The organism is Shinella sp. JR1-6, from assembly GCF_004284735.1.
Classification (GTDB): Bacteria; Pseudomonadota; Alphaproteobacteria; order Rhizobiales; family Rhizobiaceae; genus Shinella.
Genome location: NZ_SHMI01000027.1, coordinates 1 through 25,194 on the forward strand (window position 1 = coordinate 1; position 25,194 = coordinate 25,194).

Below are 25,194 nucleotides of genomic sequence, written 5' to 3' on the forward strand. Positions count from 1 at the left end.
GATCAACCTTGGAAGATTATGTCCATCGGCCTACGAGACTGGGCACACAGGTCATGATCAATGCTCGTTGGTATAACAAACAGGTTCGCTGTCGCATCGCCCGCATCCCTCTTCACCCATGAGGGGGCGGGGCACCAGATCAAGGTCAACAAGGCCGCGACCGGCCATACCGCCTCGTTGCTCTTCCAGAGTGCTTGGTCGGGGCGGGCTGAAATGGGACTTGCCGGGAGCGATGCCTTCAGCGTCAAGGTGAGCCCTGATGGTTCAACCTTCCACGACGCCCTGGTCGTCGATCCGGCGACGGGGCGGGTGACGTTTCCGGCCGGGGTCGTGGGCGTCCGGCCGCAACTGACGGGGCACCGGACCTACTATGTCGCAACGACAGGGAGCGACGGCAACAACGGGCTGACGGCGGGTGCACCTTTCGCGACGATCCAGAAGGCAATCGACGTGGCGCACAATCTCGACTGTGCCTCCTTCGACGTGACGATCGAGATCGCCAACGGCACCTATGCCGGGGTGAGCATCGCGCGGCCGCTGATCGGCGGGGGCACGCTCGTCATCAAGGGCAACGAAACGACGCCGGCCTCGGTCGTGCTGTCCTCGGGGCTCGGCTTTCGCAATGGGGCGCAGGTGCGCGTTGCCGGCGTGCGGATCGCCATTGCAACGGATCTCATCCATGCGCTTTCGGTAGGCCTTGGTGTGCATCTGCGGCTCGGCAAGGTGGAGTTCGGCGCGGTCGGCGCGAATGCCGACCATATTTTCTGCGACGGCCCCTGCCATATCGTGCTGGAAGACAACTATACGATCACCGGGGGTGCGCGGCGGCACATGAATATCGGCGTCGGCCACCTTGCCGGCGCGAACCGCACTTTCACGTTGACCGGGACGCCCGCCTTCACGCAGTTCATCGCCGCCTCGAACTGCGGCACTGTGGCGCTCTCCAATCCGACCATAGCGGGCACGGCCACCGGCGGGCGCTACATTGCCGAAACCAACGGGGTCATCAACACGTTCGGCAAGGCGACGACGTTCCTGCCGGGTACCCTCGCGGGCACCAATCCGACCGGTGGCATTTATGCATGAGGAAAAGCATAGCATGCGTTGCATTCCAGGCGGCCCTTGCGCGAGGGCTGCCGGACTGGTTATGAAAAGACATGTCGCTCGAATCCGTCCGTACCTTCTTCTCCGAAAATGCGCCTGATGTCGCGGTGCTGGTCACCGAAGAGAGCTCTGCGACCGTGCCGCTTGCCGCCGCGGCGCATGGCGTGGCGCCGGAACAGATCGCCAAGACGATCTGCCTCAGGGTCGGCGAGGAGATCGTGCTCCTCGTTGCGGCCGGCACGGCGCGGCTCAGCAACCGGAAATTCAAGGACCGTTTTGCCGCAAAGCCGCGCATGCTCGATGCCGAGCAGGTACTGGCCGTCACCTCCCATCCGGTCGGTGGCGTCTGTCCGTTCGGACTGCCTGCGCCCGTGCCCGTCTATTGCGACGTCTCGCTGAAACCTTTCGACGAGGTGGTTCCGGCCGCAGGCGCGACGAATGCTGCCGTGCGCATTGCGCCGGACCGCATGGCGGACCTCGTCAAAGGCGAGTGGGTCGACGTCTGCGAGTGACGTCCCGGCTTTCCGGCCGGCGCCGGATAGCCCAGTCGAAACAAGTCGCCAGAGCGATTTCTCCAAAACCCTCCGCCGAGCGAATCGTGAAAGAGTTTCGCGAAAATCCGGGGAAATGCCCGGCTGGAAAAATCCCGCCTGAACACGCAATATGACGAAACTGTGATCAACCGCGGCCGGCTTTCGGCGGACAGCGGCGCGCGGACGCGGGGAGACCCGCGGGCAGGCGGTTCGCAGTGCGAAGCGTCGGCTAGGTCCCGGGTTGCTGGAGGAGCATCTGGCCCGGAGGTTTTGCACGGCGCAGCCGCTGGCGCGCCAGGGGGAGAAAACATGTTTGAACGGTTTTTCAAGCTGAGTGAGCACGGAACGAGCGTGCGCACCGAGGTGATCGCGGGTCTGACGACCTTCCTCACCATGTCCTATATCATCTTCGTCAACCCGGACATCCTGTCGACGACGGGCATGGACCGCGACGCCGTCTTCGTCGCCACCTGTCTTGCCGCCGCGCTCGGCTCCATGGTCATGGCGCTCGTCGCCAACTGGCCGATCGGCATGGCGCCCGGCATGGGCCTCAACGCCTTCTTCGCCTTCACGGTCGTGGCGGCGCTCGGCTTCACCTGGCAGCAGGCGCTGGGTGCGGTGTTCATTTCCGGCATCATCTTCGTCATCCTGACGGTGACCGGTGTGCGCAGCTGGCTGATTGCCGGCATTCCGCATTCGCTGCGCAGCGCGATCGCCGCCGGTATCGGCCTCTTCCTCGGCATCATCGCCCTGAAGAGTTCCGGCATCGTCGTCGACAATCCGGCGACGCTCGTCGGTCTCGGCGACCTCAAGCAGACCGGCCCGCTGCTCGCCATCCTCGGTTTCTTCATCATTGCCGTGCTTGATGCGCTGCGCGTCAAGGGGGCGATCCTGATCGGCATTCTCGCCGTCACGGTCCTCTCCTGGATTTTTGGCGTCAGCGAGTTCCGCGGCCTCGTTTCCGCCCCGCCGTCGATCATGCCGACCTTCCTGCAGCTCGACATCATGGGTGCGCTGCACGGCGGCCTGCTGCATGTCATCCTCGTCTTCGTGCTCGTTGAAGTGTTCGATGCGACCGGCACGCTGATCGGCGTGGCCAAGCGTGCCAACCTCATCCAGGAAGGCAAGCAGAGCCGCCTCGGCCGCGCGCTTCTCGCCGACAGCACGGCAATCGTTGCCGGCTCGCTGATCGGCACGAGCAGCACCACGGCCTATGTCGAAAGCGCTTCGGGCGTGCAGGCCGGCGGTCGCACGGGCCTCACCGCCTTCACCGTCGCTATCCTGTTCCTCGCTGCCCTCTTCATCTCGCCGCTCGCCGGCTCCGTGCCGAGCTATGCGACGGCACCGGCCCTGCTCTATGTCGCAGGCCTGATGATGCGCGAACTGACGGAAATCGAGTGGGATGACCTGACGGAAGCGGCTCCGGCTGCGCTCACCGCGCTTGCCATGCCCTTCACCTACTCGATCGCCAATGGCCTTGCCTTCGGCTTCGTCAGCTATGTCGTCTTGAAGTTCTTCACCGGCAAGTGGAAGCAGATCCATCCGGCAACGGCGATCGTCGCGGCCCTCTTCATCATCCGCTTCGCCTTTTTCGCGGAATAAGGGGCCCGATCGTTCGGGCGGACCGCACCACAAACTCCATCGTCATCCTCGGCGCTTCGCCGAGGATCCATCTGCCGCCACGGCTGGTGGGGGCTCGGGTCAGGGCCAAGCTGATGGAAGAGGGGGTTCGTGCGACACATCAAAAGGGCCGCGTGATGAGCGCGGCCCTTTTTGCATGTCAGGGCCGGGCGACACCGTCCAGCCAAGCCTGCCATTCCCGTTCGCTTGCCATGGCCACCTGCGCAGCCTTCTCTCCGTAGAAGAAGCGGCAGACGCTGAGGCGGATCGCTTCGCCCGTACGGTAGAGGCCGAAGAGGCCGACGCCCGGCATTTCGCCATCGATGCGGACCAGCACGTAGCGCTGCCGATCGTCCTGCCGCACGCCGACGACCTCGCCGAAAAACGTTTCGCCGGCTTCGACGGTCCAGTTTTCGCCGACATCGGCCGTCTCGTGGCCGAGGCCGTCGAGCAGCTTGCGCCATGTGACGAGGCCATCGCCCGCTGCTTCGGCGGACAGCTGGAAAGAGGCAGCGGGTTGGCCGGCATGGTGTGCGAGATAGAGCCGCAGCACCTCGATGAATCCGGGCCAGCCGGACTCGAACCCCTCCATCTGGTCGTCCCAGTCGTCCGTTGAGCTGAAGAGGGAATGCACCATGCGCACGAGGCACTCGTCGCCCGAGCGGGCGGTGATGGAAATCTCCGTGGCGATCGGCGGGGCATTATCCGCCCAGCCGACCTCCACATAGCCGAAGCGGTGTGGCGGCTCCCAGCCGGTGACCGTGCCTCCGGAGGTGACCCCAGGCATGAAGTGGAAGGTGAGCTGGCCGCCGATCTTCTCCTCGATCTCGGCCCGGGTGAACCAGGCGGCGTTGCCGGGGCCGGTCGCCATGGCATGCCAGACCTCCTCGGGCGTGCCGGGAACGAGAAACTCCATTTCCACCCAGCGTTTGCCGCTGGCGTCAAATTTCGTCGGCATCGGACTTCCTTTCCTTGTCTGGTGGTGCGGGATAGGCGGCGACGACCAGCCGGTGCGCCCGTCCGGCCGGGGCCTGTTCGTCGTGGTAGCGGGCGGTGAGCGTTGCGACCGCCGCGGTGAGATCGGCCGTGAAGGCGGCGCGCGCGGCGGGGGAGGCGAAGCGGATCGTCGTGTCGATGGAGAGCGTGGCAAGCCGCTTGTCTGCAGCGCGCGCGCCCCGCCAGAGCATGCCGACCTCGCGCAGGCTGCGGGCGGCGAGTGCCACGAGATAACTTGCCGAGAACCGGTCGCCGGAAACATCGGGATCGGCTCCGACCGGCCCCAGCGCGGCCGGCGAGACGACATAGGAGCGCGCCGTTGCCACCATCAGCCGCTCGGTGATGCCGCCCCACTGGCGGGCCTCGGCCTGTTCCACCAGCCTCTCGTCCTCCAGCGCCCTGAGGTGATAGTTCACCTTCTGGCGTGTCAGTCCCACCCGACCGGCGAGCGTGGCCGCGGAGGCTGGCGTGGAAAGCTCGGCGAGCAGGCGTGCCTTCACGGGATCGAGGGCAAGGGCAGCGGCGGCCGGTGTGTCAAGAATATCGAGATCGAGCATGTGGCAGGATTCCATTGACAAGAAAATTTGTCAATGGACACAAAAAAGTGCCGGCCCGTGGAGGCGGGCCGGCGGATCCGCTGATCCCGGTGGGTGGATCAGCGGATCAGGAAGGGTTCCGAATAGAAATGCTCCTCAAGATTCACGCCCTCGCCGCCGCGATCCACAACAGCGAAATCGGAGACGGTGTCGAGCGGTGTCAGGATGCCGTGCCAGACATTGCGGCCGATATTGACGCCCTGGCCGGGCGCGGTGCGGAAGGCAATTGGCTCAGTGGGTCCGTTCTCGGTCTCCCCGGCGACGACGACGAGGAACGAGGCATCACTCAAGGGAATGAAGGCCTGGCTGCCGAGCGGGTGGCGCTCCACCATCGTCAGCTCCAGCGGCAGGGGATAGGGCTCGCCGCGCAGGAGACTGATCATCGGCCGGGCTTTGTCACCCGTCGTCTCGATTTTGGCGAGGTCATGGTAGCGGGTGCATTTTCCCGCATTGATCGGGAAATTGTGGGCACCGTCCTGCTCGATCACCTGGCCGAAGGGCGCGAAGGCCTCGCGGGTGAGCGGCTTGATCTCGATGGTCTTCATGTCTTTCCTCCCTCGGCCAGATGGCCAAAAATGCGCAGGCGGCTGACACCGCCGTCCGGATGGATGTTCAGGCGGACATGCGTCACGGCGTCCGCCCGTTTCACGAGATTGCCGTCGAACGTATGGATACGGTCGGCGGCAAGTTTCTGCTCGGGCAGGATCTCCTGCCAGAACATCGACGCGGCGGTGACAAGGGTGGGGAGGTCCCCCGTCGTGCCCGTCAGGTCGGCGGCCTGCAGGGAGCAGGCATCCGGGTAGTTGCCCTTGAAATGGGCGGTATCGACGACGATGCTTTCGATCGTCGCCCGTGCGGCGAGCCTGACCACGATCCATTCGTGGCCCGGTGTACGGCGGCGGCTGGTCTCCCAGCCGTCGCCCATATTGATGCCGCGACCGGGCGCGAGCAAGCGCTGGTGGCCGTAGTGCCCGTTCGAGAGCGCGACGACGGTTCCGCCCGCAAGAGCGGCGGCAAGATCGAGCGGTTCGTTTTCGGCGGCGCTGCGGTCGAGCGCCGGAAGTCCGTGGACGCGCAGCCTTGCCACCCCGCCATCGGGATAGATGCGCAGCCGCACATGGCTGAACAGCCCGTCCGTGGCGCAATCGAAGAAATGCGGGGCATTCGGCCCGAGTGGGCTTGCGGCCAAAAGGGGCGTCCACACCGTAGCCTCGCCCGGCCCGCCAGGCGCAAGACAGCCCTCTATGGCGCAGGCCGTCGGGTAGTTGCCGGTAAAATGTGCCGTGTCCACCTCAAAGCCTTTGATGCGGCCGGGCGTTGCCAGTGCAACGATCGCATGGTCATGCCCCGGCCCGCGCCGCCGCCGCGTCTCCCAGCCGTCCATCCACTTGCCGTGCTCGTCATAGACGCCGGGCTTGTAGACGGCGGGCTCGTCGGCCAGCATGCGCGACAGCGGACCGAAAAACGCGTCCGTGGCGAAGATACCCCTTGCCCCGAGGCCGGCCGAGGCAAGGTTGATCGTTCCGCGTGTGAACGAAGGCGTGGCGCCGCTCGACATGACGCGGTCGCTCAGGCCGGCAGCAGCGCATTGAGCCGCAGATAGCCGATTCGCTCGACCTGTTTGCAGGCGGTGGCGAATTCGGCGACGCGGTCGTTCGCGATGCGTTTTTCGAAGGCGGCGAGAATGCTCGCCTTGGTGTTGTCGCGCACGGCGATGATGAACGGGAAGCCGAATTTTTCGACATAGCGGTTGTTGAGCTCGGTGAAGCGTGCGCGCTCCTCGTCGGTCAGCGCGTCGAGACCGGCCGACGCCTGCTCTTCCGTCGAGCTTGCCGTCAGGCGCTTGGCCACGGCCAGCTTGCCGGCGAGATCCGGGTGGGCGACAAGAACGCCCAGACGCTCTTCCTCGCTCGCCGCACGGAACTGGAAGGTGAGCGCGGCAGAAAGGCCGATCGCGGTATCATTCGCCGGCGAAAGTTCGTCGGCGAAGGCGCGCCGGGCGATCCAGGTAGAGTGCTCGAAGATATCGCCGAAGCGTTTGACGAACGCCTCTTCCGCCATCTGCGACGGGCGCTCTGCGACCGGCTTTGGCGGATGGGTTTTTGCCCAGTGCTCGGCGATGTCGACGCGGCGGGCGATCCAGACTTTTTCGTGGCTCTGTACATAGTCGATGAAGCGGGCGAGCGCCATGACGCGGCCCGGCCGGCCGATCAGGCGGCAGTGCAGGCCGATGCTCATCATCTTCGGGCTGCCCTTGGCGCCTTCCGCATAGAGCGCGTCGAACGAATCCTTAAGGTAGCTGAAGAACTGGTCGCCGCTGTTGAAGCCCTGGGGCGTTGCGAAGCGCATGTCGTTGGCGTCGAGCGTGTAGGGGATGATCAGCTGCTGCCGGCCGCCATGCTCGTGCCAGTAGGGCAGGTCGTCGGAATAGGTATCGGAAACATAGTCGAAGCCGCCGGCTTCGGTGACGAGATCGACGGTGTTGACCGAACAGCGGCCGGTATACCAGCCGCGCGGCCGTTCGCCGGTGACGAGCGTGTGCAGGCGGATTGCCTCGGCAATGGCCGCGCGTTCGTCCTCCACCGTCATGTCCTTGTGCTCGACCCATTTGAGGCCGTGCGAGGCGATTTCCCAGCCGGCCTCCTGCATGGCGGCCACCTGGGCGGGCGAGCGGCGGAGCGCGGTGGCGACGCCGTAGACGGTGACGGGCACGTTCTTTTCCGTCAGCAGCCGGTGCAGGCGCCAGAAGCCGGCGCGCGCGCCGTATTCGTAGATCGATTCCATGTTCCAGTGGCGCTGGCCCGGCCATTGGGCGGCGCCGACGATCTCGGAGAGAAAGGCTTCGGATGCCGCATCGCCGTGCAACACACAATTCTCGCCGCCTTCTTCGTAGTTCAGCACGAACTGTACGGCGACGCGTGCCTCGTCCGGCCACCCGGCAGTCGGCGGTGTCTGTCCATATCCGTGCATGTCACGGCAATATCGCATGGGAACGCTCCTCCAAACGCTTTCGATGCAGAATTTCTAACCGCAAATCGCCCGTGTCATTCCCTACGGAAATTTTGAAAGTCTCGAACGATCCTGCTGCTTTTCAGTGGCAAGAGGCTGGAGGATAGTGATTATCGGAGTGCTGTGTTCGGGAGGAAAAACATGCAAACTCATTCGCAAGGCGCCGGCCGCCTCACCACCCATGTGCTGGACACGGCGCGCGGCAAGCCGGCAGAAGGCCTGCGCATCGATCTCTACCAGGTGGAGGGCGACACACTGCGTCTTCTCAAGACCACCGAGACGAACGATGACGGCCGCTGCGATGCGCCGCTGCTCGCCGGCGAGACGATGAAGGCCGGCACCTACGAGCTGCGTTTCCATGCCGGCGATTATCTCGGCCGCACGGGGGATGGCCCGTTGTTCCTCGACATCATCCCCATTCGCTTCGGCCTTGCCGACGAGGGCGCGCATTGCCATGTGCCGCTGCTCGTCTCGCCCTTCAGCTATTCAACCTATCGCGGGAGCTAATCCATGGCGGCCGTCTCGATCCGCGCGGAACTGCGTTTCATCCTCAATGGCCAGGACGTTGTTGTCAGCGACGTCGGGCCGGACCAGACATTGCTCGACTGGCTGCGGTTGTCCCGCCTGTTGAAGGGCACCAAGGAAGGCTGCGCCGAAGGCGACTGCGGCGCCTGCACGGTGCTGGTGGGCAGGCTGACACCTGAGGACGGCCTTGTTTACGAAGGCGTCAATGCCTGCATCCGCTTCCTCGGCTCGCTGGATGGCTGTCATGTCGTCACCGTCGAGCATCTCGCCGCCCGCGACGGCCGCCTGCACCCCGTGCAACAGGCCATGGTGGACTATCACGGTTCGCAATGCGGCTTCTGCACGCCGGGTTTCGTCATGTCGCTCTATGCACTTTGGATGCAGGCGCCGAACCCGAGCGATCAGGAGATCGAGACTGCGCTGCAGGGCAATCTCTGTCGCTGCACCGGCTATGAGCCGATCCTGCGCGCCGCCCGCGCTATTTCCACCTATGGCGGCACGGAGAAGGACCCGCTTCTCGCCGAACGTCAGACGATGATCAAGCGCCTCCGGGCACTTGCCGATGGCGCGCGCGTCGAAGTCGGCGAAGGCAGGAAGCGGTTCGTCGTGCCGGCGAATCTCGACGATTTCGCCGCTATGCTGGAGGCGGAACCCGCCGCCACGATCGTGGCGGGTTCCACCGATGTCGGCCTTTGGGTCACCAAGCACATGCGCGACATCACGCCGGTCGTCTTCATTGCCGGCCTTCAGGAGATGAAGGCGATTGCGGTGAAGGACGACGTGATCACGCTCGGCGCCGGCGTCACCTATACCGAGGCCATCGCGACGCTTTCGCAGCACATTCCGGCGCTCGGCCCGCTCATCACTCGGATCGGCGGCCAGCAGGTGCGCAACATGGGCACGATCGGCGGCAATGTCGCCAACGGTTCGCCGATCGGCGACACGCCGCCGGCGCTGATCGCGCTCGGTGCGTCGGTGACCTTGCGCAAGGGCGCGGAACGGCGCACCATCCCGCTTGAGGATTTCTTCATCGCCTATGGCAAGCAGGACCGTCAGCCGGGCGAATTCGTGGAATCCCTTGCGGTGCCCGTTCCCCCTGCGGCGGAAAAGTTCGCCGTCTACAAGGTGACCAAGCGCCGCGACGAGGACATTACCGCAACGCTCGGCGCCTTCCGCCTGGCGCTTGCCGCCGACGGCACGGTCGCTGCCATCACCATCGCCTATGGCGGCATGGCGGCGACGCCGAAGCGTGCCTTTGCCGTCGAAAAGGCACTGCTCGGTCAGAGCTGGACGGAGGCGACGGTGGAAGCGGCCATGGCGAAATATGCCGAGGACTATGCGCCGCTGACCGACATGCGCGCGACAGCGGAATACCGCGCGCTGGTGGCGAAGAACCTGCTCTTGCGGTTCTATGTGGAAACGACGACCAGCGCAGAGCCCGCGCAGGTGTCCAGATACGAGGCTGCGTAAGCCATGAACAAGCACACTCCAGACCTCAAGGCGGAAAAGATCACCGGCGGCGTGCATTCGAGCCCGCGCCACGATTCCGCGCACAAGCACGTTGCCGGCACGGCCGTCTATATCGACGACATCACCGAGCCCGCCGGCACGCTGCATGCCGGCCTCGGCCTCTCCACGGTCGCCCACGGTACCGTGAAGTCCCTCGACCTTTCGGCGGTGCGCGCCGCGCCCGGCGTCGTCGACGTGCTGACCTATGAGGACGTGCCCGGCGATAACGACATCTCGCCCTCGGGCATGCATGACGATCCGGTGCTCGCCGCCGGCAAGGTGGAGTTCCACGGCCAGCCGATCTTCTGCGTGATCGCGGAAACGCGCGAGGAAGCCCGCCGCGCTGCGCGCCTGGCCAAGGTCGAATACGAGGAGCTGCCCGCCAATATCGACATCTGGGACCTCGACCAGACGACGCATCGCCAGGTCTTTCCGCCGCTGACGCTGAAGCGCGGCGATGCGGCCGCGGCCCTCGACAGCGCGCCGCGCCGGGTGAAGGGCCGCATGCGGCTGGGCGGGCAGGACCATTTCTATCTCGAAGGCCAGGTCTCGCTCGCCGTACCCGGCGAGGATGACGAGGTCACCGTCTATTGCTCCACCCAGGGGCCGAGCGAGACGCAGCATCTCGTCGCCCATGCGCTCGGCGTGCCGAGCCACGCCGTGACGGTGGAGGTGCGCCGCATGGGCGGCGGCTTCGGCGGCAAGGAGACCCAGGCCAACCAGTGCGCTGCGCTTGCCGCCATCGCCGCCAAGAAGCTGGGCCGCGCCGTCAAGCTTCGCCTTGACCGCGACGAGGACATGGTGGCGACCGGCAAGCGGCACGATTTCGCCATCGACTATGATGTCGGCTTCGACGACGAGGGCCGCATTCTCGGCATCGACTACACCTTCGCGCTTCGCGCCGGCTTTTCGGCGGACCTCTCCGGTCCGGTGGGCGACCGCGCGCTGTTCCACTGCGACAACGCCTATTTCTTCCCGCATGTGCACGCCAAGACGGCACTGCTGCACACCAACACCGTGTCGAATACCGCCTTCCGCGGTTTCGGCGGCCCCCAGGGCATGGTGGGCGCGGAGCGCGTCATCGATGAGGTGGCCTTCGCCGTCGGCAAGGACCCGCTGGATATCCGCAAGCTGAATTTCTACGATGCGATGGGCGTCGATGGCGACCGGAACCTGACGCCCTACCACCAGAAGGTGGAGGACTGCATCATCCAGCGCATCGTCGCCGAACTCGAAGAGAGCGCCGACTATGCCGGCCGCCGCAAGGCGATCCAGGCGTTCAATGCGAAGAGCCGCATCGTCAAGCGCGGCCTGGCACTGACGCCGGTCAAGTTCGGCATCTCCTTCACCAAGACGGAATCCAACCAGGCCGGCGCGCTGGTGCATGTCTATACGGACGGTTCCGTGCACATGAATCACGGCGGCACGGAAATGGGCCAGGGCCTGCACCTGAAGGTGGCGCAGGTGGTGGCGGAAGAGTTCCAGATCGATCTCGACCGGGTGAAAATCACCGCGACGACGACGGCCAAGGTGCCGAACACCTCACCGACCGCGGCTTCGTCCGGCGCCGACCTCAACGGCATGGCGGCGCAGAACGCCGCGCGCCAGATCAAGGACCGGCTGATCGATTTCGCCGCGGAAAGCCATCAGGTGCCACGCGATCAGGTCGTCTTCCTGCCGAACCGCGTGCGGATCGGCAATTCCGAGATGTCCTTCAACGATCTCGTGAAGAAGGCCTATATGGCGCGCGTCCAGCTCTCGGCGGCCGGCTTCTACAAGACGCCGAAGATCCACTGGGACCGCTCGAAGGGCCGCGGCCACGCGTTCTATTACTACGCCTATGGCGCGGCCTGCTCTGAGGTTTCGGTCGACACGCTGACCGGCGAATATGTCGTCGAGCGCACCGACATCCTGCACGATACCGGCCGGTCGCTGAACAAGATCATCGACATCGGCCAGGTCGAAGGCGGCTTCATCCAGGGCATGGGTTGGTTGACCACGGAGGAATTGTGGTGGGACGGCAAGGGGCGGCTTCGCACCCACGCGCCCTCCACCTACAAGATCCCGCTCGCCTCGGATCGCCCGAAGATCTTCAACGTCGCGCTGACCGACTGGTCGGAAGCCTACGAGCCGACGATCCACCGCTCCAAGGCGGTTGGCGAGCCGCCGCTGCCGCTCGGCCTTGCCGTGCTGCATGCGCTGTCGGACGCGGTGGCGAGCGTGGCGGACCATCAGATCTGCCCACGGCTCGACGCCCCGGCGACACCCGAATGCGTGCTGATGGCGATCGAGCGTCTCAAGGCGGCCCAAGCAGTTCCAGGAAAAGTGTGATGCGGTTTTCCGTCCGCAGTTGCGGCAAAGAAAGCAAGGGGTGAGGCCATGCCTGCCGCGCGCGAAGATATCAGGGATTTCCTGCGCCGGGCGCCGGGGGCGATCCTGGTCGAGGTGACGGGTGCGGCGGGCTCCACGCCGCGCGACACGGATGCCTTCATGCTGGTCTCGGAACGGGAGATCTTCGCGACGATCGGCGGCGGTCAGCTCGAATACATGGCGATCGATCAGGCCCGGCGAGCACTGCGCCTGGGCGCTGCCGCCGAGCCGATGAGCGTGCCGCTCGGCCCGGAGATCGGCCAGTGCTGCGGCGGGCGCGTCGGGCTGTCCTTCACCGCCATGAACCCGGCGCTGGCTCGTGATCTCGTCGCCCGCAGCGACCGCGAGATGGCCCTGCGGCCGCATGTCTATGTCTTCGGCGCGGGCCATGTCGGTGATGCGCTCGCCATGGCGCTGTCGCTCGCCCCGCTGCGCGTCGTGCTGGTGGATACACGCGAGGACGAGCTCGTCGCCTCGACGGTGCCACGCATCGAGACCTGCCTCACCGCCATGCCCGAGACCGTGGTGCGCGATGCGCCGGCCGGCAGCAGTTTTGTTGTCCTGACCCACGATCACGCGCTGGATTTCCTGATCACGGCCGAGGCGCTGAAGCGCAGCGATGCCGCCTATGTCGGCATGATCGGTTCGAAGACCAAGCGCACGACCTTCCGCAACTGGCTGTCGCGCGAGATCGGCCAGCCGGACCTTTTCGATCGCCTGGTCTGCCCGATCGGCGGTACGGTTGTGAAGGACAAGCGCCCGACGGTGATCGCAGCGCTCGCGGCCGCCGAGATCATGACGGCGGCGCTGACCTGGACGGGCGCGTGCAACAAGGCGGTCCTTGCCAAGGGGTGAGGCCGTCTATTCCCTGGGAGCCGTTTCCCAAGGGTTGAGGCAGGGGACCCCGAGCGGCTGAAAATCTGAAAGATTGCGTGTGACGACGACCAAATTGTTGGCGAGCGCGGTCGCCGCAATCATGCCGTCGGCGGTCGGCTTCTTTCCGGGTGTCGGCAACCGGCCTGCGATCGAGGCCGTCTGCGTATCGAATTACAGAAGCCTTGCGGAAAATTCCGGCAGCACGTGGGCCGTCAGCCATAGAGAAAGGTCATCGGCAAAATCGGGATTACGAAGACGTTCGCGTTGTATGCCGAATTCGATCTCCATGATCGTTATCGTCGAAAGATAAGCGGTCTCGACATCGAACGTATGGAGGAACTGCTGAAATTCAATGGCTTAACGCTCAGCCCTGCGGGATGCGGAAACAACGTTCGTATCGAGCAGGAATGCCATCAGAATTCGACGTCCCGTCCCTCGAAGCTGACGCGATCGGGCGTAAAATCGTCAGCGAACTTCGAACCCTTGTCATTGAGGGCGTCGTACAGGCTTTTCGACTTTCGCCAGTGGTCCTTGAAATCGTCGTAGCGGACAAGCACATAGCTCGCCTCGCCATGTTCGGTGATGACGAGGGGGCCCTCGTTTGCCGCCTTCTTTGCCTTGCTTGGATTCTGGTTGAAGTCGGCGCTGGTCATGGAGGCGAAGGACATAGACTTCTCCACCTAGTATATTCCAGCAGGAAATATACTATTTTTCGCCATTCACTTCAACAAACTCGGCTTTGCCGTCAGCGACCGGTTCCTCTCCGAGCAGCCGGCCGATCAGCCGCTGACATCGCTCGGCCATGAAATCGATCATCAGCCGCACCTTGGGATCCTGAAAGCGCTTGTGCGGGTAGATTGCCGCGAGCTGCACGGAGGCGGGTGGGCTGTCCTTCAGGATTTCCACCAGACGGCCCTCGGCAAGGTGGGCCTTCACCTCGAAGAGCGGCTTGTTGATGATGCCCCGGCCTTCCAGCGCCCATTGGGTGAGCACGTCGCCGTCGTCGCTGTCATAGGGGCCGGCGACCTCGAACTTGCGTACGCCTTCGGCCGTCACCAGCGTCCAGTAATACTCCTTCGAGCCGGGATAGCGCAGCAGCAGACAGTCGTGCTTTTCGGCGATCAGCGCGTCCGCAGTGGCGGGTGTGCCGCGGCGGGAAAGATAGGCGGGCGAAGCGCAGAGCACACGCTCGCAATTGAGGATGCCGCGCATGCGCAGGTTCGAATCCTCGAGCACGCCGAGCTTGAAGGCGACGTCGACGCCCTCGGCGAGGATATCGACATTGTGATCCGACAGACGTACCCGCACCTCGATGTCGGGATACTTGTCGTGGAACTCCGGAATGCCCGACGCGATGAGGCGCCGGCCGATGCCGAGCGGCGCGGTGATGCGGAGCGAGCCCTTGGGATTGCGCGAGAGGTCGGCGATCGCCGCCTCCGCCTCGTTCACCGCCTCGATGATCTTCACGGCGCCCTCGTAGAACACGCGGCCATGTTCGGTCGGCGAGAGCTTGCGCGTCGTGCGGTTGAACAGCCGCACGCCGAGATGGCGTTCCAGCTCCTTGATGCGATTGCTGGCGACCGCGGGAGTGACGCGCTGGTCGCGCCCCGCCGCCGAAAGGGTACCGAGTTCGACCACGCGAACGAAGACGCGCACATTATCGAGATAGGACATGGCCCTTTCTACCACATTGGCGTGCAGAGCAAAGAGGCGGTCATCTTTTAGATTTTTTTGAAAGTGTTCGGGATTCACCGGGATTTCCGCGAAAATCACTTGATGGCAAACAAGCCCATGGAAAATGGGAGGAGGTCCCTATGTACGAATATGCCATAGCCTGGGATTGGTTCATGTTTGCCGTCCGCTGGCTGCACGTCATCACGGCGATCGCCTGGATCGGCTCGTCGTTCTATTTCGTCGCGCTCGATCTGGGCCTGAAGAAGCATCCCGCGCTGCCGCCGGGCGCCCACGGCGAGGAATGGCAGGTGCATGGCGGTGGCTTCTATCACATCCAGAAATACCTGGTCGCGCCGGCGCAGATGCCCGAGCACCTCGTCTGGTTCAAATGGGAAAGCTATGCGACCTGGCTTTCCGGTTTCGGCATGCTCTGTCTCGTCTATTATGCAGGCGCAGACCTCTATCTGATCGACCCGAACGTGCTCGACGTCTCCAAGCCGGTGGCGATCGGTATTTCCCTGGCCTCGCTCGCCTTCGGCTGGATCATCTACGACCTGATCTGCAAGTCGCCCTTCGGCAATGACAACACGCGGCTGATGGTGGCGCTCTACTTCATCCTCGTCGCTGTGGCCTGGGGCTATACGCAGCTCTTCACGGGGCGCGCCGCCTTCCTGCATCTCGGTGCCTTCACGGCGACGATCATGTCGGCCAACGTGTTCTTCATCATCATGCCGAACCAGCGCGTCGTCGTCGCAGACCTCATCGCCGGTCGCACGCCTGATCCGAAATACGGCAAGATCGCCAAGCAGCGCTCCACGCACAACAACTACCTGACGCTGCCGGTGCTGTTCCTGATGCTGTCGAACCACTATCCGCTGGCCTTCGGCACGGAATTCAACTGGATCATCGCCTCGCTGGTCTTCCTGATGGGCGTCACGATCCGCCACTACTTCAACACCACGTCCGCCAATGCCGGCAATCCGACCTGGACCTGGCTCGTCACCGCCCTGCTCTTCGTCGCCATCATGTGGCTGTCCACCGTGCCGAAGATCCTGACAGGCGAACCGGCGGAAACCAAGGTCTCGGCCATCCAGCAGACCTTCGTTTCGGCGGACGGCTTTCCGCAGGTGCGCGACACCATCCTCGGGCGCTGTGCCATGTGCCACGCGAAGGAGCCGGGCTGGGAAGGCATCATCACGGCGCCGAAGGGCGTCGTCCTGGAAACGGACGGCGAGATTGCCAACCACGCGCGGGAGATTTACCTGCAGGCCGGCCGCTCGCATGCCATGCCGCCGGCCAATGTGACGCAGATCTCCGACGAGGAGCGCCGCCTGCTCGTCGCCTGGTACGAAAATGCCGTCAGCGGGGAGAAGACCCAATGAACGAACTCCTGATCCGCGGCCGCGTGCTGACCTTTCTCGCCGAGCCGCAGGGCATCGACGATACGGCCGCCTGGCGCTACATCGAGGATGGCGCGGTGTTCGTCCGCGGCGGCAAGGTCGTGGAGATCGGCGAGCATGCCGAGGTCAGCAGGCATGCCGGCCCGGGCGTCGCGGTTGCCGACCATCGCCCGCACCTCGTGTTGCCGGGCCTCATCGACACGCATCTGCATTTTCCGCAGACCCAGGCCATCGCGTCCTATGGCGCGCAGCTTCTGGAATGGCTGAACACCTACATCTTCGTCGAGGAGCAGAAGTTCGCCGCGGCCGCCCACGCGGCCGCCGTGGCGGATCGCTTCATGGACGAGCTGATCTCGAACGGCACGACGACCGCCGTCGCCTATTGCTCGGTGCATCCCGAGAGCGTCGAGGCCTATTTCTCGGCGGCCGAGGCGCGCGGCATGCGCATGGTCGGCGGCAAAGTGATGATGGACCGCAACGCGCCCGACGCCCTGCGCGACACGCCGCAGCAGGGCTATGACGAGACGAAGCGGCTCATCGAGAAATGGCATGGCCGCGGCCGCGCGCATTATGCGATCAGCCCACGCTTCGCCATCACCTCGACGCCGGAGCAGATGGAGATGAGCCAGGCGCTCGTTGCCGAACATCCCTCCTGCTACGTGCAGACGCATCTTTCGGAGAACCGCGACGAGATCGCGTTTGCCACCTCGCTCTACCCGCAGGCGAAGGACTACACCGATATCTATGCCCGCTACGGCTTGCTCAACGACCGCATGCTGCTCGGCCATTGCATCTATCTCAGCGACCGCGAGGTTTCCGTGCTCGCCGAGACGGGTGCCGTCGGCGTCTTCTGCCCGACGTCAAACCTTTTCCTCGGCTCGGGTCTCTTCGATCGCGACAAGTTCGACCGGCTCGGCGCGCGCTGGTCGGTGGCGACGGATGTGGGTGCCGGCACCAGCTTCTCCATGCTGGAAACGATGGACGAGGCCTACAAGGTGCTGCACCTCAACGGCCAGAAACTGACGCCGTTCAATTCCTTCTACCGCCTGACGCTGGGCAATGCCCGCGCGCTCGGGCTCGAGACGCATATCGGCTCGCTGCATGCAGGGGCGGATGCGGATATCGTCGTGCTCGATTCGTCCGGCAAGTCGGCGATGGAGTATCGCATGCGCACCGCCACCTCGCTCGCGGAAGAGCTCTTCATCCTTCAGACCATGGGCGACGACCGTTGCGTCGCCGAGGTCTATGTCGCCGGCAAGGCGATGAAGGGGAAGGGCAAGGCGGATGCCGCAAGGCAGCGCCTGCTCGAGACGGCCTGATCATTTGACGGTGCAGATGCCGTTCGCGCCGCCGTGTCCGGTATAGGAGACGGCGGCCGTGCCGTCGGGGTTGATGCTGAGCGAGATCGTCACGCCGCCGCCCTTGGCCTCATAGTAGTTGTCGTTGAAGACGTGCAGCTTGCCTTCCTTTCCATTGATGTAGATCGGCCCGCCCTCGTCGGCATGCACCTCGATATTGCCGGGGCAGGTGGCGTTGACGAGCGGGATTTTAGCCAGGGCGGGGCTGGCGACCAATAGAAGCGAGGCGGCCGTGGCCGCAATCCGGATGGGGGTCATGGGATCGTCCTTCCTTGTCCGAGAGAGTTGCCGCCAGACTACGCCACAACGGTGCCGCCGGCTTGCGGGAAATCAAGGAGAAGAACGTTTTCCGCCTTGGGCAAGACGGAACGGCTTACCGTACCGGCCTGTTGGGGGAGATGGCGTCAGGGGCCTTTCAGGCGCCCGCCCATCGCCTTGGTCAGCCCTTCCGCCGCCGCACGCACCACCGGGCCGAAGGCATCGACCTTGCTGTCGGGCAGGCGCACCGCCGGTCCGGATACGGAAATGCCGGCAACCGCCTCGCCATATTCGTCGAAGATCGGCGCGGCCACGCAGCGCATGCCGAGCGTGTGCTCCTCGTCGTCGATCGACCAGCCGCGGATACGGATTTTTCCGATGTCTTCCAGCAGCGTCGGGATCGTGTCGCGGGTCTTGTCGGTGAAATGCTGCAGCGTGCGGCCGGTGAGCAACGCTTCGATGCGGGCATCCGGCCAGGTCGAAAGGATCGCCTTGCCGATGCCGGAGGCATGGATCGGCCCGCGTCGGCCGGGGCGGAAGAAGGCGCGCATCGGCGCGTGGCTTTCGACCTGCGAGATGAAGACCACGTCGCCGTCGTCCTCGATGGCGATGTTGGCGGTCTCGCCGCACCCTTCCATCAGCTGCTTGAGAAACGGCCGGCTGATCGTGCCGAGCTTGCGGAAGCGCAGATAGGCGGTGCCGATTTCGAAGGCCTTCACGCCGATCGTCCAGGCGCCGGTCTCCGCGTCATGGGCGACCATGCCGTGCTGGGAAAGCGAGGTCAGCAGGCGGTGCACCGTGGAGGGCGCCATGGCCGACTGGTCGGCAAGATCGGTCAGCGCCGCGCCGTCCGCCCGCGCCACGAGATCGAGAAGTTTCAGGCTGCGGTCCAGCACCTGCACCGAGGACGGTGCCGCATTCTCGCCGGCCTTGCGGCCGGGCCGCCCCCGTATCTTCTCCTGCTGCTCCGCCATGCGTCCCTCTCTTCCGTCTCTGCGCATTCATGACATAGCCGGCCCGGGGCGATTGTTCCAGTTTCGTTGAAAATGTTTATTTCCGCATGATGGGATTGATTTCCATTTTATGATTGCGCGGAGAAACAGATGCGCTACCTTCCTTCTCGAGAGACGGAGGAAATCCCATGGCTAAAATGCGTGCTGTCGATGCAGCGGTCCTGGTTCTGGAAAAGGAAGGCATCGATTGTGCCTTCGGTGTACCGGGCGCTGCGATCAATCCCTTTTATTCGGCGCTGAGGGCGCGCGGCACGGTCCGCCATGTGCTCGCCCGCCACGTCGAGGGCGCAAGCCACATGGCAGAGGGCTATACACGGGCCCGCGCCGGCAATATCGGCCTTTGCATCGGTACGTCCGGCCCCGCCGGCACCGACATGATCACCGGCCTCTACTCGGCCTCCGCCGATTCGATCCCGATCCTCTGCATCACCGGCCAGGCACCCCGCGCCCGCCTCGACAAGGAAGACTTCCAGGCGGTCGATATCGCCAAGATCGCTGCGCCCGTCACCAAGTGGGCCGTCACGGTCATGGAGCCGGGCCTTGTTCCCTATGTCTTCCAGAAGGCGTTCCACACAATGCGTTCGGGCCGTCCCGGCCCGGTCCTGGTCGACCTGCCGATCGACGTCCAGCTCGCCGAGATCGAGTTCGACATCGACGCCTACGAGCCGCTCGAGCCCTACAAGCCGGCCGCTACCCGCGCCCAGGCCGAAAAGGCCCTCGCCATGCTGAACGCGGCCGAGCGCCCGCTGATCGTCGCCGGCGGCGGCATCATCAATGCGGATGCCTCGGACCTTCTGGTCGAGTTCGCCGAGATCACCGGCGTTCCCGTCATCCCGACGCTGATGGGCTGGGGCACGATCCCGGACGACCACCGGCTGATGGCGGGCATGTGCGGCCTGCAGACCTCGCACCGCTACGGCAACGCGACGCTGCTCGCCTCCGACTTCGTTCTCGGTGTCGGCAACCGCTGGGCCAACCGCCACACCGGCAATATCCCGACCTATACGGAAGGCCGCACCTTCGTTCACGTCGATATCGAGCCGACCCAGATCGGCCGCGTCTTCACGCCGGATTTCGGCATCGTCTCGGATGCCGGCGCCGCGCTGAAGGTGTTCCTCGACGTCGCGACCGAATGGAAGGTCGCCGGCAAGCTGCGTGACTGGTCGGTCTGGGCCGAGGAATGCCAGGAGCGCAAGCGCACCATGCTGCGCAAGACCCATTTCGACCAGACGCCGCTGAAGCCGCAGCGCGTCTACGAAGAGATGAACAAGGCCTTTGCCCGCGACACCTGCTACGTTTCGACCATCGGTCTTTCCCAGATCGCCGGCGCGCAGTTCCTGCATGTCTACAAGCCGCGCAACTGGATCAACTGCGGCCAGGCCGGCCCGCTCGGCTGGACGCTGCCCGCTGCCCTCGGTGTGCGGGCCGCCGATCCCGATCGTCCGATCGTCGCCTTGTCCGGCGACTACGACTTCCAGTTCCTCATCGAGGAGCTTGCGGTCGGCGCCCAGCACAAGCTGCCCTACCTGCATGTGGTCGTGAACAATTCCTATCTCGGCCTCATCCGCCAGGCCCAGCGCGGTTTCAACATGGACTTCGAGGTCTCGCTCGCCTTCGATAACATCAATGCGACGGGCGATTCGGAAGCCGGCTATGGTGTCGACCATGTTGCCGTTGCCGAAGGCCTCGGCTGCAAGGCGATCCGCGTCCGCAGCCCGAACGAGTTCCAGGAAGCCTTCAACACGGCGCAGGCGCTGATGAAGGAGCACCAGGTTCCCGTCGTCATCGAGTTCATCCTCGAGCGCGTCACCAACATCGCCATGGGCGCCGATATCAATGCCGTCGTCGAATTCGAAGACCTGGCCGAACGCGGCGAAGATGCCCCGACCGCCACGCTGGCTCTTCTGGACTGAGACGAAGAGAAGGAAAACACCATGCCAAAATTCGCGGCCAACCTGACCATGCTCTTCAACGAGGCGCCGTTCCTCGAGCGCTTCGCGCTGGCCGCGAAGGCCGGCTTCGAAGGGGTGGAGTATCTCTTCCCCTACGATTTCGACAAGGAGGCGTTGCGTGCGGCGCTCGATCTTCATGGCCTGACGCAGGTGCTGCACAACCTGCCGGCCGGCAACTGGGCCGGCGGCGAGCGCGGTATCGCGGTCCTGCCGGACCGGGTCGACGAGTTCCGCCGCGGCGTGGCCTCGGCGATCGACTATGCGACGGCGCTCGGCTGCAAGCAGGTCAACTGCCTCTCGGGCATCGCCCCGGTGGGTGTTTCGGACAAGGAGCTGCGCGCCACCTTCGTCGCCAACCTGAAGCTGGCCGCGAGCGAGCTTGGCAAACATGGAATCCGGCTTCTGATCGAGCCGATCAACCGCTTCGACATTCCGGGCTTCTACCTCAACACCCCGGACCAGGCGGCTTCCATCATCGCCGAGGTGGGCAGCGACAACCTGTTCATCCAGTACGACCTCTACCACCAGCAGCGCACCGAGGGTGAGCTGATCGGCACGTTCAAGAAGCACCAGGCGCAGATCGCCCATGTGCAGCTTGCCGACAATCCGGGCCGCAACGAACCGGGTACCGGCGAGATCGCCTATCCCTTCGTGTTCAAGACGCTCGACGCGCTTGGCTATGACGGCTGGATCGGCTGCGAATACAAGCCGCGCACCACGACGCAGGAAGGCCTCGGCTGGCTGGCCGAAGTCGGTCGCTGAAGACAAAACGCATTCAAAGTCTGGGAGTTTAAATCATGGCAACTATCGGTTTCATCGGCCTCGGCATCATGGGCACCCCCATGGCGCGTCACCTTCAGGACGCTGGCCACACGGTCATCACCTCGAAATTCGCAATCCCGCCGCGTCAGGAACTGCTCGACAACGGTCTTGAGATCGTCGACAGCCCGAAGGTACTGGCCGAGACCGTCGACACAATCATCCTCATGCTGCCCGATACGCCCGAGGTCGAAGACGTGCTCTTCGGCGAGAACGGCGTCTCCTACGGCCTTGCGACCGGCAAGCTCGTCATCGACATGAGCTCGATCTCGCCGATCGCCACCAAGGAATTTGCCAAGAAGATCCGCGCAACCGGTGCCGAATTTGTCGATGGCCCGGTCTCGGGTGGTGAGGTTGGCGCCAAGAACGCCTCGCTCTCCATCATGGCCGGCGGTTCGCAGGAGAGCTTCGACCGGGCGCTGCCGCTCTTCCAGCTGATGGGCAAGAACATCACCCTGGTCGGCGATTGCGGCGACGGCCAGGTGACGAAGGTCGCCAACCAGATCATCGTCGCACTGACCATCGAGGCGGTGTCCGAAGCCCTCGTCTTCGCGTCGAAGGCCGGGGCCGATCCGGCGCGCGTGCGCTCGGCACTGATGGGCGGCTTTGCCTCCTCGCGCATTCTCGAAGTGCACGGCGAGCGCATGGTCAAGCGCACCTTCGATCCGGGTTTCCGCATCTCGCTGCACCAGAAGGACCTGAACCTGGCGCTGCAAGGAGCCAAGGCACTCGGCGTCGCCCTGCCGAACACCGCGTCCACGCAGGAACTCTTCAACCAGTGCGCCGCCCATGGCGAGGCTGGGCTCGATCACTCAGGTCTCGTCAAGGCGCTGGAGCGCATGGCGAACCACGCCGTCGCATGACGGCCTGGCCGGGCGGGGAGGGGAGCCCCGCCCGGCCACCCCTTCTGGAGGAGGAGGCGCAGCCCCTCATCCCTCGCCGCGGCTCTTTTTCATCAGGAGGTGCTGGCGGGCGGGTGAGGGGCTGTGCTTAATTGCTCGGCCTGAAGCGCTGCCGCCCCGCGCGCGGCGACGGCCGCTGTAGAATTTTGAATCTGCTGCCGGAATCCCTCGTGTTCGAGGTGGTCGGGCGGCAGCATGACCCGGAGGAACCCATGCCGCCCATCGCCGATCCGCGCGTCTTTCTCGAAAGCCTCTTTTCCGTCGCGGTCGCCGCCGCCGATCCGGACAAGGTGCTGGCCGCCAATCTGCCGGAAAAGCCGAAGGGCCGCACGGTGGTGATCGGCGCCGGCAAGGGCGCGGCGCAGATGGCGCGTGCCTTCGAGCGGCTGTGGGACGCACCACTCACCGGCGTGGTCGTCACGCGCTACGGCTATGCGGTTGCCTGCGAGCGCATCGAAATCCTCGAGGCTGCCCATCCGGTGCCGGATGACAGCGGGCTTCTCGCCTCCGGCCGGCTGATGGCCGCCGTGCGTGGCCTGACGGAGGACGACCTCGTCGTCGCGCTCGTCTGCGGCGGCGGCTCGGCCCTGCTGCCGGCGCCGGCCGGCGACCTGACGCTTGCCGACGAGATCGCCGTCAACAAGGCGTTGCTCGCCTCCGGTGCCCCGATCAGTGCCATGAATGCCGTGCGCAAGCAGGTCTCGCGCATCAAGGGCGGCCGGCTCGCCGCGCTCGCCCATCCGGCCCGCGTCGTCTCGCTTGTCGTGTCGGATATTCCCGGCGACAATCCTGCCCTCGTCGCCTCCGGCCCGACCATCGCGGACGAGACCACCCGCGCAGATGCGCTGCGCCTCATCGAGCGCTACCGCCTCGACCTGCCTGAAGCCGTGATGCGCCACATCCGTGATGGCAAGGACGAGCCGCCGCTGCCATCCGATGCCGCCTTCGCCCGCAACGAGGTGAAGCTCGTCGCGTCCGCTGCCGTCTCGCTGGAAGCCGCCGCCGAAGCGGCGCGCGAGGCGGGTGTCGAGGCCGTCATCCTCTCCGATGCCATCGAGGGCGAGGCGGCCGAGGTCGGCCGCGTGCATGCGGCGATCGCCGCCGAGGTGGTTCGCCGCGACCGGCCGTTCCGCAAGCCCGTCGTCGTGCTGTCGGGCGGCGAGACGACCGTGACGATCAAGGGCAAGGGCAAGGGCGGGCGCAACGGCGAATTCCTTCTGTCCTTCGCCTGCGGCATCGATGGTCTGCCGGGTCTTTTTGCACTTGCCGCCGATACGGACGGGATCGACGGGTCGGAGGACAATGCCGGCGCTTTCGCCGATGGCACCACCGTCGCGCGGCTTGCCGACAAGGGCAAGGACGCTGCCGAGTTTCTCGGCCGCAACGACAGCTGGACCGTCTTCGACGCGCTCGGCGACCTCTTCGTGCCCGGGCCGACCGGCACCAATGTCAACGATTTCCGGGCCATCCTCATTCAGTAGGGTGGAAGAAGCCGGCTAAAGACAGGAAGGGCCGCGGAGTGATCCGCGGCCCTTTGCCGTTGGGAAAGCCGTCACCCGGCTGCGAACGCGCTACCGGTTGGCCATCGAGGCCATGCGCTGCGAGTAGCGTCCGCCGGCCACCTTGGCCGGTGACAGGAGGTCGCCGAGGCGGGCGGCTTCCTCCGGTGTCAGGACGATCTCGGCGGCGGCAGCGTTCTGCTCCAGGTGCGGCACCTTGCTGGCGCCGGGGATCGGCACGATGAAATCGCCCTGCGCGAGCACCCAGGCCAGTGCCAGCTGCGCCGGGGCGACGCCCTTTTCCGCCGCCATTTCCTCAAGGAGGGCGACCAGCGCGAGATTGGCGTCGAAATTCTCCGCGGCAAAGCGCGGCAGCGAGCGGCGAAAATCGTCGTCGGCAAGGCCATCCAGCTTCTTCAGCGCGCCGGTGAGCACACCGCGGCCGAGCGGGCTGAAGGGCACGAAGCCGATGCCGAGTGTGCGGCAGGTCTCCAGCACCCCGTTTTCCTCGACGTCGCGGGTCCAGAGCGAATATTCGCTCTGGACGGCGGCTATCGGGTGCACGGCATGAGCCCTGCGGATCGTCTCGCTGCCGGCCTCCGAAAGGCCGAGCGCCTTCACCTTGCCCGCATGCACCAGCTCCGCCATGGCGCCCACCGTTTCTTCGATCGGTACCGCCGGGTCGACGCGGTGCTGGTAGTAGAGGTCGATGACCTCGATGCCGAGCCGCTTCAGCGAGGCCTCGGCGACGGCCCTGACGTTTTCCGGCCGGCTGTCCGTGCCGGTGATCATCTCGGCGGAGGGTTTTGCGGGGTCGATGCGGAAGCCGAACTTGGTGGCGATTGCCACCTTGTCGCGCACAGGCTTCAGCGCCTTGCCGAGAAGAATCTCGTTTCTGTAGGGGCCGTAGACCTCGGCCGTGTCGAACAGGGTGATGCCGAGATCGACGGCGCGGTGCAGCGTGTCGATGGCCGCCGTCTCGTCGCCGGAGGGGCCGTAGGCATGGCTCATGCCCATGCAGCCAAGGCCGAGGGCGGAAACGTCGAGCGTGCCGAGCTGTCTGTGTTTCATGGCAAAATCCTTTTTCTCTGGACCCCGGAGGCGGGGCCGCACGGCCGGACGGCGAACGATCTGCCGTCATCCGGACAAGGCCAATCTAGAGCGCGGTGCTTCATCGGAAA

Annotated in this window: 23 protein-coding genes; 13 read left to right on the forward strand and 10 right to left on the reverse strand. The window is 64.9% G+C overall.

What is annotated here, in order from left to right; all coding sequences use genetic code 11:
- Window positions 1-60: 60 nt before the first annotated feature.
- From EXZ48_RS35300 to EXZ48_RS28440, 3 genes are all read left to right on the forward strand, one after another.
- Window positions 61-1,086, forward strand: coding sequence for a hypothetical protein (locus tag EXZ48_RS35300; protein ID WP_207900527.1), 1,026 nt, complete (start codon window positions 61-63; stop codon window positions 1,084-1,086).
- Window positions 1,087-1,157: 71 nt separating this feature from the next.
- Window positions 1,158-1,616, forward strand: a complete 459-nt coding sequence (locus EXZ48_RS28435; protein ID WP_023514690.1) for a YbaK/EbsC family protein — start codon at window positions 1,158-1,160, stop codon at window positions 1,614-1,616.
- 330 nt (window positions 1,617-1,946) lie between these two features.
- Complete coding sequence (locus tag EXZ48_RS28440) at window positions 1,947-3,239, forward strand: NCS2 family permease (protein WP_023516878.1); 1,293 nt, start codon at window positions 1,947-1,949, stop codon at window positions 3,237-3,239.
- A 178-nt stretch (window positions 3,240-3,417) separates the two neighbouring features.
- On the opposite strand, the gene EXZ48_RS28445 is transcribed toward EXZ48_RS28440, so the two are convergent.
- The 5 genes from EXZ48_RS28445 to puuE form a co-directional block, all read right to left on the reverse strand.
- Window positions 3,418-4,215, reverse strand: a complete 798-nt coding sequence (locus EXZ48_RS28445; protein WP_130520165.1) for an SRPBCC domain-containing protein — start codon at window positions 4,213-4,215, stop codon at window positions 3,418-3,420.
- The gene (locus EXZ48_RS28450; RefSeq protein ID WP_130520167.1) at window positions 4,199-4,810 is read right to left on the reverse strand and encodes a winged helix-turn-helix domain-containing protein; all 612 of its coding nucleotides are present in this window, start codon (window positions 4,808-4,810) and stop codon (window positions 4,199-4,201) included. Before EXZ48_RS28450 ends, EXZ48_RS28445 begins: the two co-directional genes overlap by 17 nt.
- A gap of 98 nt (window positions 4,811-4,908) precedes the next feature.
- On the reverse strand, window positions 4,909-5,394 hold the full coding sequence (locus tag EXZ48_RS28455) for an ureidoglycolate lyase (protein WP_130520169.1): 486 nt from the start codon (window positions 5,392-5,394) through the stop codon (window positions 4,909-4,911).
- On the reverse strand, window positions 5,391-6,407 hold the full coding sequence (gene alc, locus EXZ48_RS28460) for an allantoicase (protein WP_130520171.1): 1,017 nt from the start codon (window positions 6,405-6,407) through the stop codon (window positions 5,391-5,393). Before alc ends, EXZ48_RS28455 begins: the two co-directional genes overlap by 4 nt.
- An 11-nt stretch (window positions 6,408-6,418) precedes the next feature.
- On the reverse strand, window positions 6,419-7,837 hold the full coding sequence (gene puuE, locus EXZ48_RS28465) for an allantoinase PuuE (protein WP_130520173.1): 1,419 nt from the start codon (window positions 7,835-7,837) through the stop codon (window positions 6,419-6,421).
- Between the two features lie 162 nt (window positions 7,838-7,999).
- On the opposite strand from puuE, the gene uraH reads away from it, so the two are divergent.
- From uraH to xdhC, 4 genes are read left to right on the forward strand one after another with little or no spacing between them, the layout of a single operon-like run.
- A complete protein-coding gene (gene uraH / locus EXZ48_RS28470) occupies window positions 8,000-8,365 on the forward strand; it encodes a hydroxyisourate hydrolase (RefSeq protein ID WP_130520175.1) in 366 nt (121 codons plus the stop codon).
- 3 nt (window positions 8,366-8,368) lie between these two features.
- Complete coding sequence (gene xdhA, locus EXZ48_RS28475) at window positions 8,369-9,853, forward strand: xanthine dehydrogenase small subunit (protein ID WP_023515077.1); 1,485 nt, start codon at window positions 8,369-8,371, stop codon at window positions 9,851-9,853.
- Window positions 9,854-9,856: 3 nt separating this feature from the next.
- Window positions 9,857-12,223, forward strand: a complete 2,367-nt coding sequence (gene xdhB / locus EXZ48_RS28480; RefSeq protein WP_023515076.1) for a xanthine dehydrogenase molybdopterin binding subunit — start codon at window positions 9,857-9,859, stop codon at window positions 12,221-12,223.
- 48 nt (window positions 12,224-12,271) lie between these two features.
- Window positions 12,272-13,117 (forward strand): xanthine dehydrogenase accessory protein XdhC, encoded by an 846-nt coding sequence (xdhC, locus tag EXZ48_RS28485; RefSeq protein WP_130520177.1) that lies wholly within the window; start codon window positions 12,272-12,274, stop codon window positions 13,115-13,117.
- Window positions 13,118-13,551: 434 nt separating this feature from the next.
- On the opposite strand, the gene EXZ48_RS28495 is transcribed toward xdhC, so the two are convergent.
- Window positions 13,552-13,806, reverse strand: coding sequence for a type II toxin-antitoxin system Phd/YefM family antitoxin (locus EXZ48_RS28495; RefSeq protein ID WP_130520179.1), 255 nt, complete (start codon window positions 13,804-13,806; stop codon window positions 13,552-13,554).
- 37 nt (window positions 13,807-13,843) lie between these two features.
- Window positions 13,844-14,812 (reverse strand): LysR family transcriptional regulator, encoded by a 969-nt coding sequence (locus EXZ48_RS28500; RefSeq protein ID WP_130520182.1) that lies wholly within the window; start codon window positions 14,810-14,812, stop codon window positions 13,844-13,846.
- 140 nt (window positions 14,813-14,952) lie between these two features.
- Between EXZ48_RS28500 and EXZ48_RS28505 the strand changes: the two genes are divergently transcribed.
- Window positions 14,953-16,194, forward strand: a complete 1,242-nt coding sequence (locus EXZ48_RS28505) for a urate hydroxylase PuuD (RefSeq protein ID WP_050742801.1) — start codon at window positions 14,953-14,955, stop codon at window positions 16,192-16,194.
- On the forward strand, window positions 16,191-17,531 hold the full coding sequence (gene guaD, locus EXZ48_RS28510) for a guanine deaminase (protein ID WP_130520184.1): 1,341 nt from the start codon (window positions 16,191-16,193) through the stop codon (window positions 17,529-17,531). The genes EXZ48_RS28505 and guaD overlap by 4 nt, the downstream gene beginning before the upstream one ends.
- Here guaD and EXZ48_RS28515 read toward each other — a convergent pair whose 3' ends face one another.
- Complete coding sequence (locus tag EXZ48_RS28515; protein WP_023515601.1) at window positions 17,532-17,828, reverse strand: hypothetical protein; 297 nt, start codon at window positions 17,826-17,828, stop codon at window positions 17,532-17,534.
- A gap of 146 nt (window positions 17,829-17,974) precedes the next feature.
- Window positions 17,975-18,802 (reverse strand): HTH-type transcriptional regulator BhcR, encoded by an 828-nt coding sequence (gene bhcR / locus EXZ48_RS28520; RefSeq protein WP_130520186.1) that lies wholly within the window; start codon window positions 18,800-18,802, stop codon window positions 17,975-17,977.
- Window positions 18,803-18,969: 167 nt separating this feature from the next.
- Between bhcR and gcl the strand changes: the two genes are divergently transcribed.
- The 4 genes from gcl to EXZ48_RS28540 all read left to right on the forward strand — a co-directional run bounded on the left by gcl (window position 18,970) and on the right by EXZ48_RS28540 (window position 23,995).
- Window positions 18,970-20,754 (forward strand): glyoxylate carboligase, encoded by a 1,785-nt coding sequence (gcl, locus tag EXZ48_RS28525; protein ID WP_130520188.1) that lies wholly within the window; start codon window positions 18,970-18,972, stop codon window positions 20,752-20,754.
- Between the two features lie 21 nt (window positions 20,755-20,775).
- Window positions 20,776-21,555, forward strand: a complete 780-nt coding sequence (gene hyi / locus EXZ48_RS28530; RefSeq protein WP_130520190.1) for a hydroxypyruvate isomerase — start codon at window positions 20,776-20,778, stop codon at window positions 21,553-21,555.
- A 35-nt stretch (window positions 21,556-21,590) separates the two neighbouring features.
- Window positions 21,591-22,475 (forward strand): 2-hydroxy-3-oxopropionate reductase, encoded by an 885-nt coding sequence (locus EXZ48_RS28535; protein ID WP_023516801.1) that lies wholly within the window; start codon window positions 21,591-21,593, stop codon window positions 22,473-22,475.
- 251 nt (window positions 22,476-22,726) lie between these two features.
- On the forward strand, window positions 22,727-23,995 hold the full coding sequence (locus EXZ48_RS28540; protein ID WP_130520193.1) for a glycerate kinase: 1,269 nt from the start codon (window positions 22,727-22,729) through the stop codon (window positions 23,993-23,995).
- Between the two features lie 90 nt (window positions 23,996-24,085).
- Here the strand turns inward: EXZ48_RS28540 and EXZ48_RS28545 are convergent, their stop codons facing one another.
- Window positions 24,086-25,084 (reverse strand): aldo/keto reductase, encoded by a 999-nt coding sequence (locus EXZ48_RS28545; protein WP_130520195.1) that lies wholly within the window; start codon window positions 25,082-25,084, stop codon window positions 24,086-24,088.
- Window positions 25,085-25,194: the final 110 nt, after the last annotated feature.

Bases quoted from the DNA above. Each gene is read 5' to 3' on its own strand.
- EXZ48_RS35300 (WP_207900527.1), top strand. From the start codon at position 61: ATGCTCGTTGGTATAACAAACAGGTTCGCTGTCGCATCGCCCGCATCC.
- EXZ48_RS28435 (WP_023514690.1), top strand. From the start codon at position 1,158: ATGTCGCTCGAATCCGTCCGTACCTTCTTCTCCGAAAATGCGCCTGAT.
- EXZ48_RS28440 (WP_023516878.1), top strand. From the start codon at position 1,947: ATGTTTGAACGGTTTTTCAAGCTGAGTGAGCACGGAACGAGCGTGCGC.
- EXZ48_RS28445 (WP_130520165.1), bottom strand. From the start codon at position 4,215: ATGCCGACGAAATTTGACGCCAGCGGCAAACGCTGGGTGGAAATGGAG.
- EXZ48_RS28450 (WP_130520167.1), bottom strand. From the start codon at position 4,810: ATGCTCGATCTCGATATTCTTGACACACCGGCCGCCGCTGCCCTTGCC.
- EXZ48_RS28455 (WP_130520169.1), bottom strand. From the start codon at position 5,394: ATGAAGACCATCGAGATCAAGCCGCTCACCCGCGAGGCCTTCGCGCCC.
- alc (WP_130520171.1), bottom strand. From the start codon at position 6,407: ATGTCGAGCGGCGCCACGCCTTCGTTCACACGCGGAACGATCAACCTT.
- puuE (WP_130520173.1), bottom strand. From the start codon at position 7,837: ATGCGATATTGCCGTGACATGCACGGATATGGACAGACACCGCCGACT.
- uraH (WP_130520175.1), top strand. From the start codon at position 8,000: ATGCAAACTCATTCGCAAGGCGCCGGCCGCCTCACCACCCATGTGCTG.
- xdhA (WP_023515077.1), top strand. From the start codon at position 8,369: ATGGCGGCCGTCTCGATCCGCGCGGAACTGCGTTTCATCCTCAATGGC.
- xdhB (WP_023515076.1), top strand. From the start codon at position 9,857: ATGAACAAGCACACTCCAGACCTCAAGGCGGAAAAGATCACCGGCGGC.
- xdhC (WP_130520177.1), top strand. From the start codon at position 12,272: ATGCCTGCCGCGCGCGAAGATATCAGGGATTTCCTGCGCCGGGCGCCG.
- EXZ48_RS28495 (WP_130520179.1), bottom strand. From the start codon at position 13,806: ATGTCCTTCGCCTCCATGACCAGCGCCGACTTCAACCAGAATCCAAGC.
- EXZ48_RS28500 (WP_130520182.1), bottom strand. From the start codon at position 14,812: ATGTCCTATCTCGATAATGTGCGCGTCTTCGTTCGCGTGGTCGAACTC.
- EXZ48_RS28505 (WP_050742801.1), top strand. From the start codon at position 14,953: ATGTACGAATATGCCATAGCCTGGGATTGGTTCATGTTTGCCGTCCGC.
- guaD (WP_130520184.1), top strand. From the start codon at position 16,191: ATGAACGAACTCCTGATCCGCGGCCGCGTGCTGACCTTTCTCGCCGAG.
- EXZ48_RS28515 (WP_023515601.1), bottom strand. From the start codon at position 17,828: ATGACCCCCATCCGGATTGCGGCCACGGCCGCCTCGCTTCTATTGGTC.
- bhcR (WP_130520186.1), bottom strand. From the start codon at position 18,802: ATGGCGGAGCAGCAGGAGAAGATACGGGGGCGGCCCGGCCGCAAGGCC.
- gcl (WP_130520188.1), top strand. From the start codon at position 18,970: ATGGCTAAAATGCGTGCTGTCGATGCAGCGGTCCTGGTTCTGGAAAAG.
- hyi (WP_130520190.1), top strand. From the start codon at position 20,776: ATGCCAAAATTCGCGGCCAACCTGACCATGCTCTTCAACGAGGCGCCG.
- EXZ48_RS28535 (WP_023516801.1), top strand. From the start codon at position 21,591: ATGGCAACTATCGGTTTCATCGGCCTCGGCATCATGGGCACCCCCATG.
- EXZ48_RS28540 (WP_130520193.1), top strand. From the start codon at position 22,727: ATGCCGCCCATCGCCGATCCGCGCGTCTTTCTCGAAAGCCTCTTTTCC.
- EXZ48_RS28545 (WP_130520195.1), bottom strand. From the start codon at position 25,084: ATGAAACACAGACAGCTCGGCACGCTCGACGTTTCCGCCCTCGGCCTT.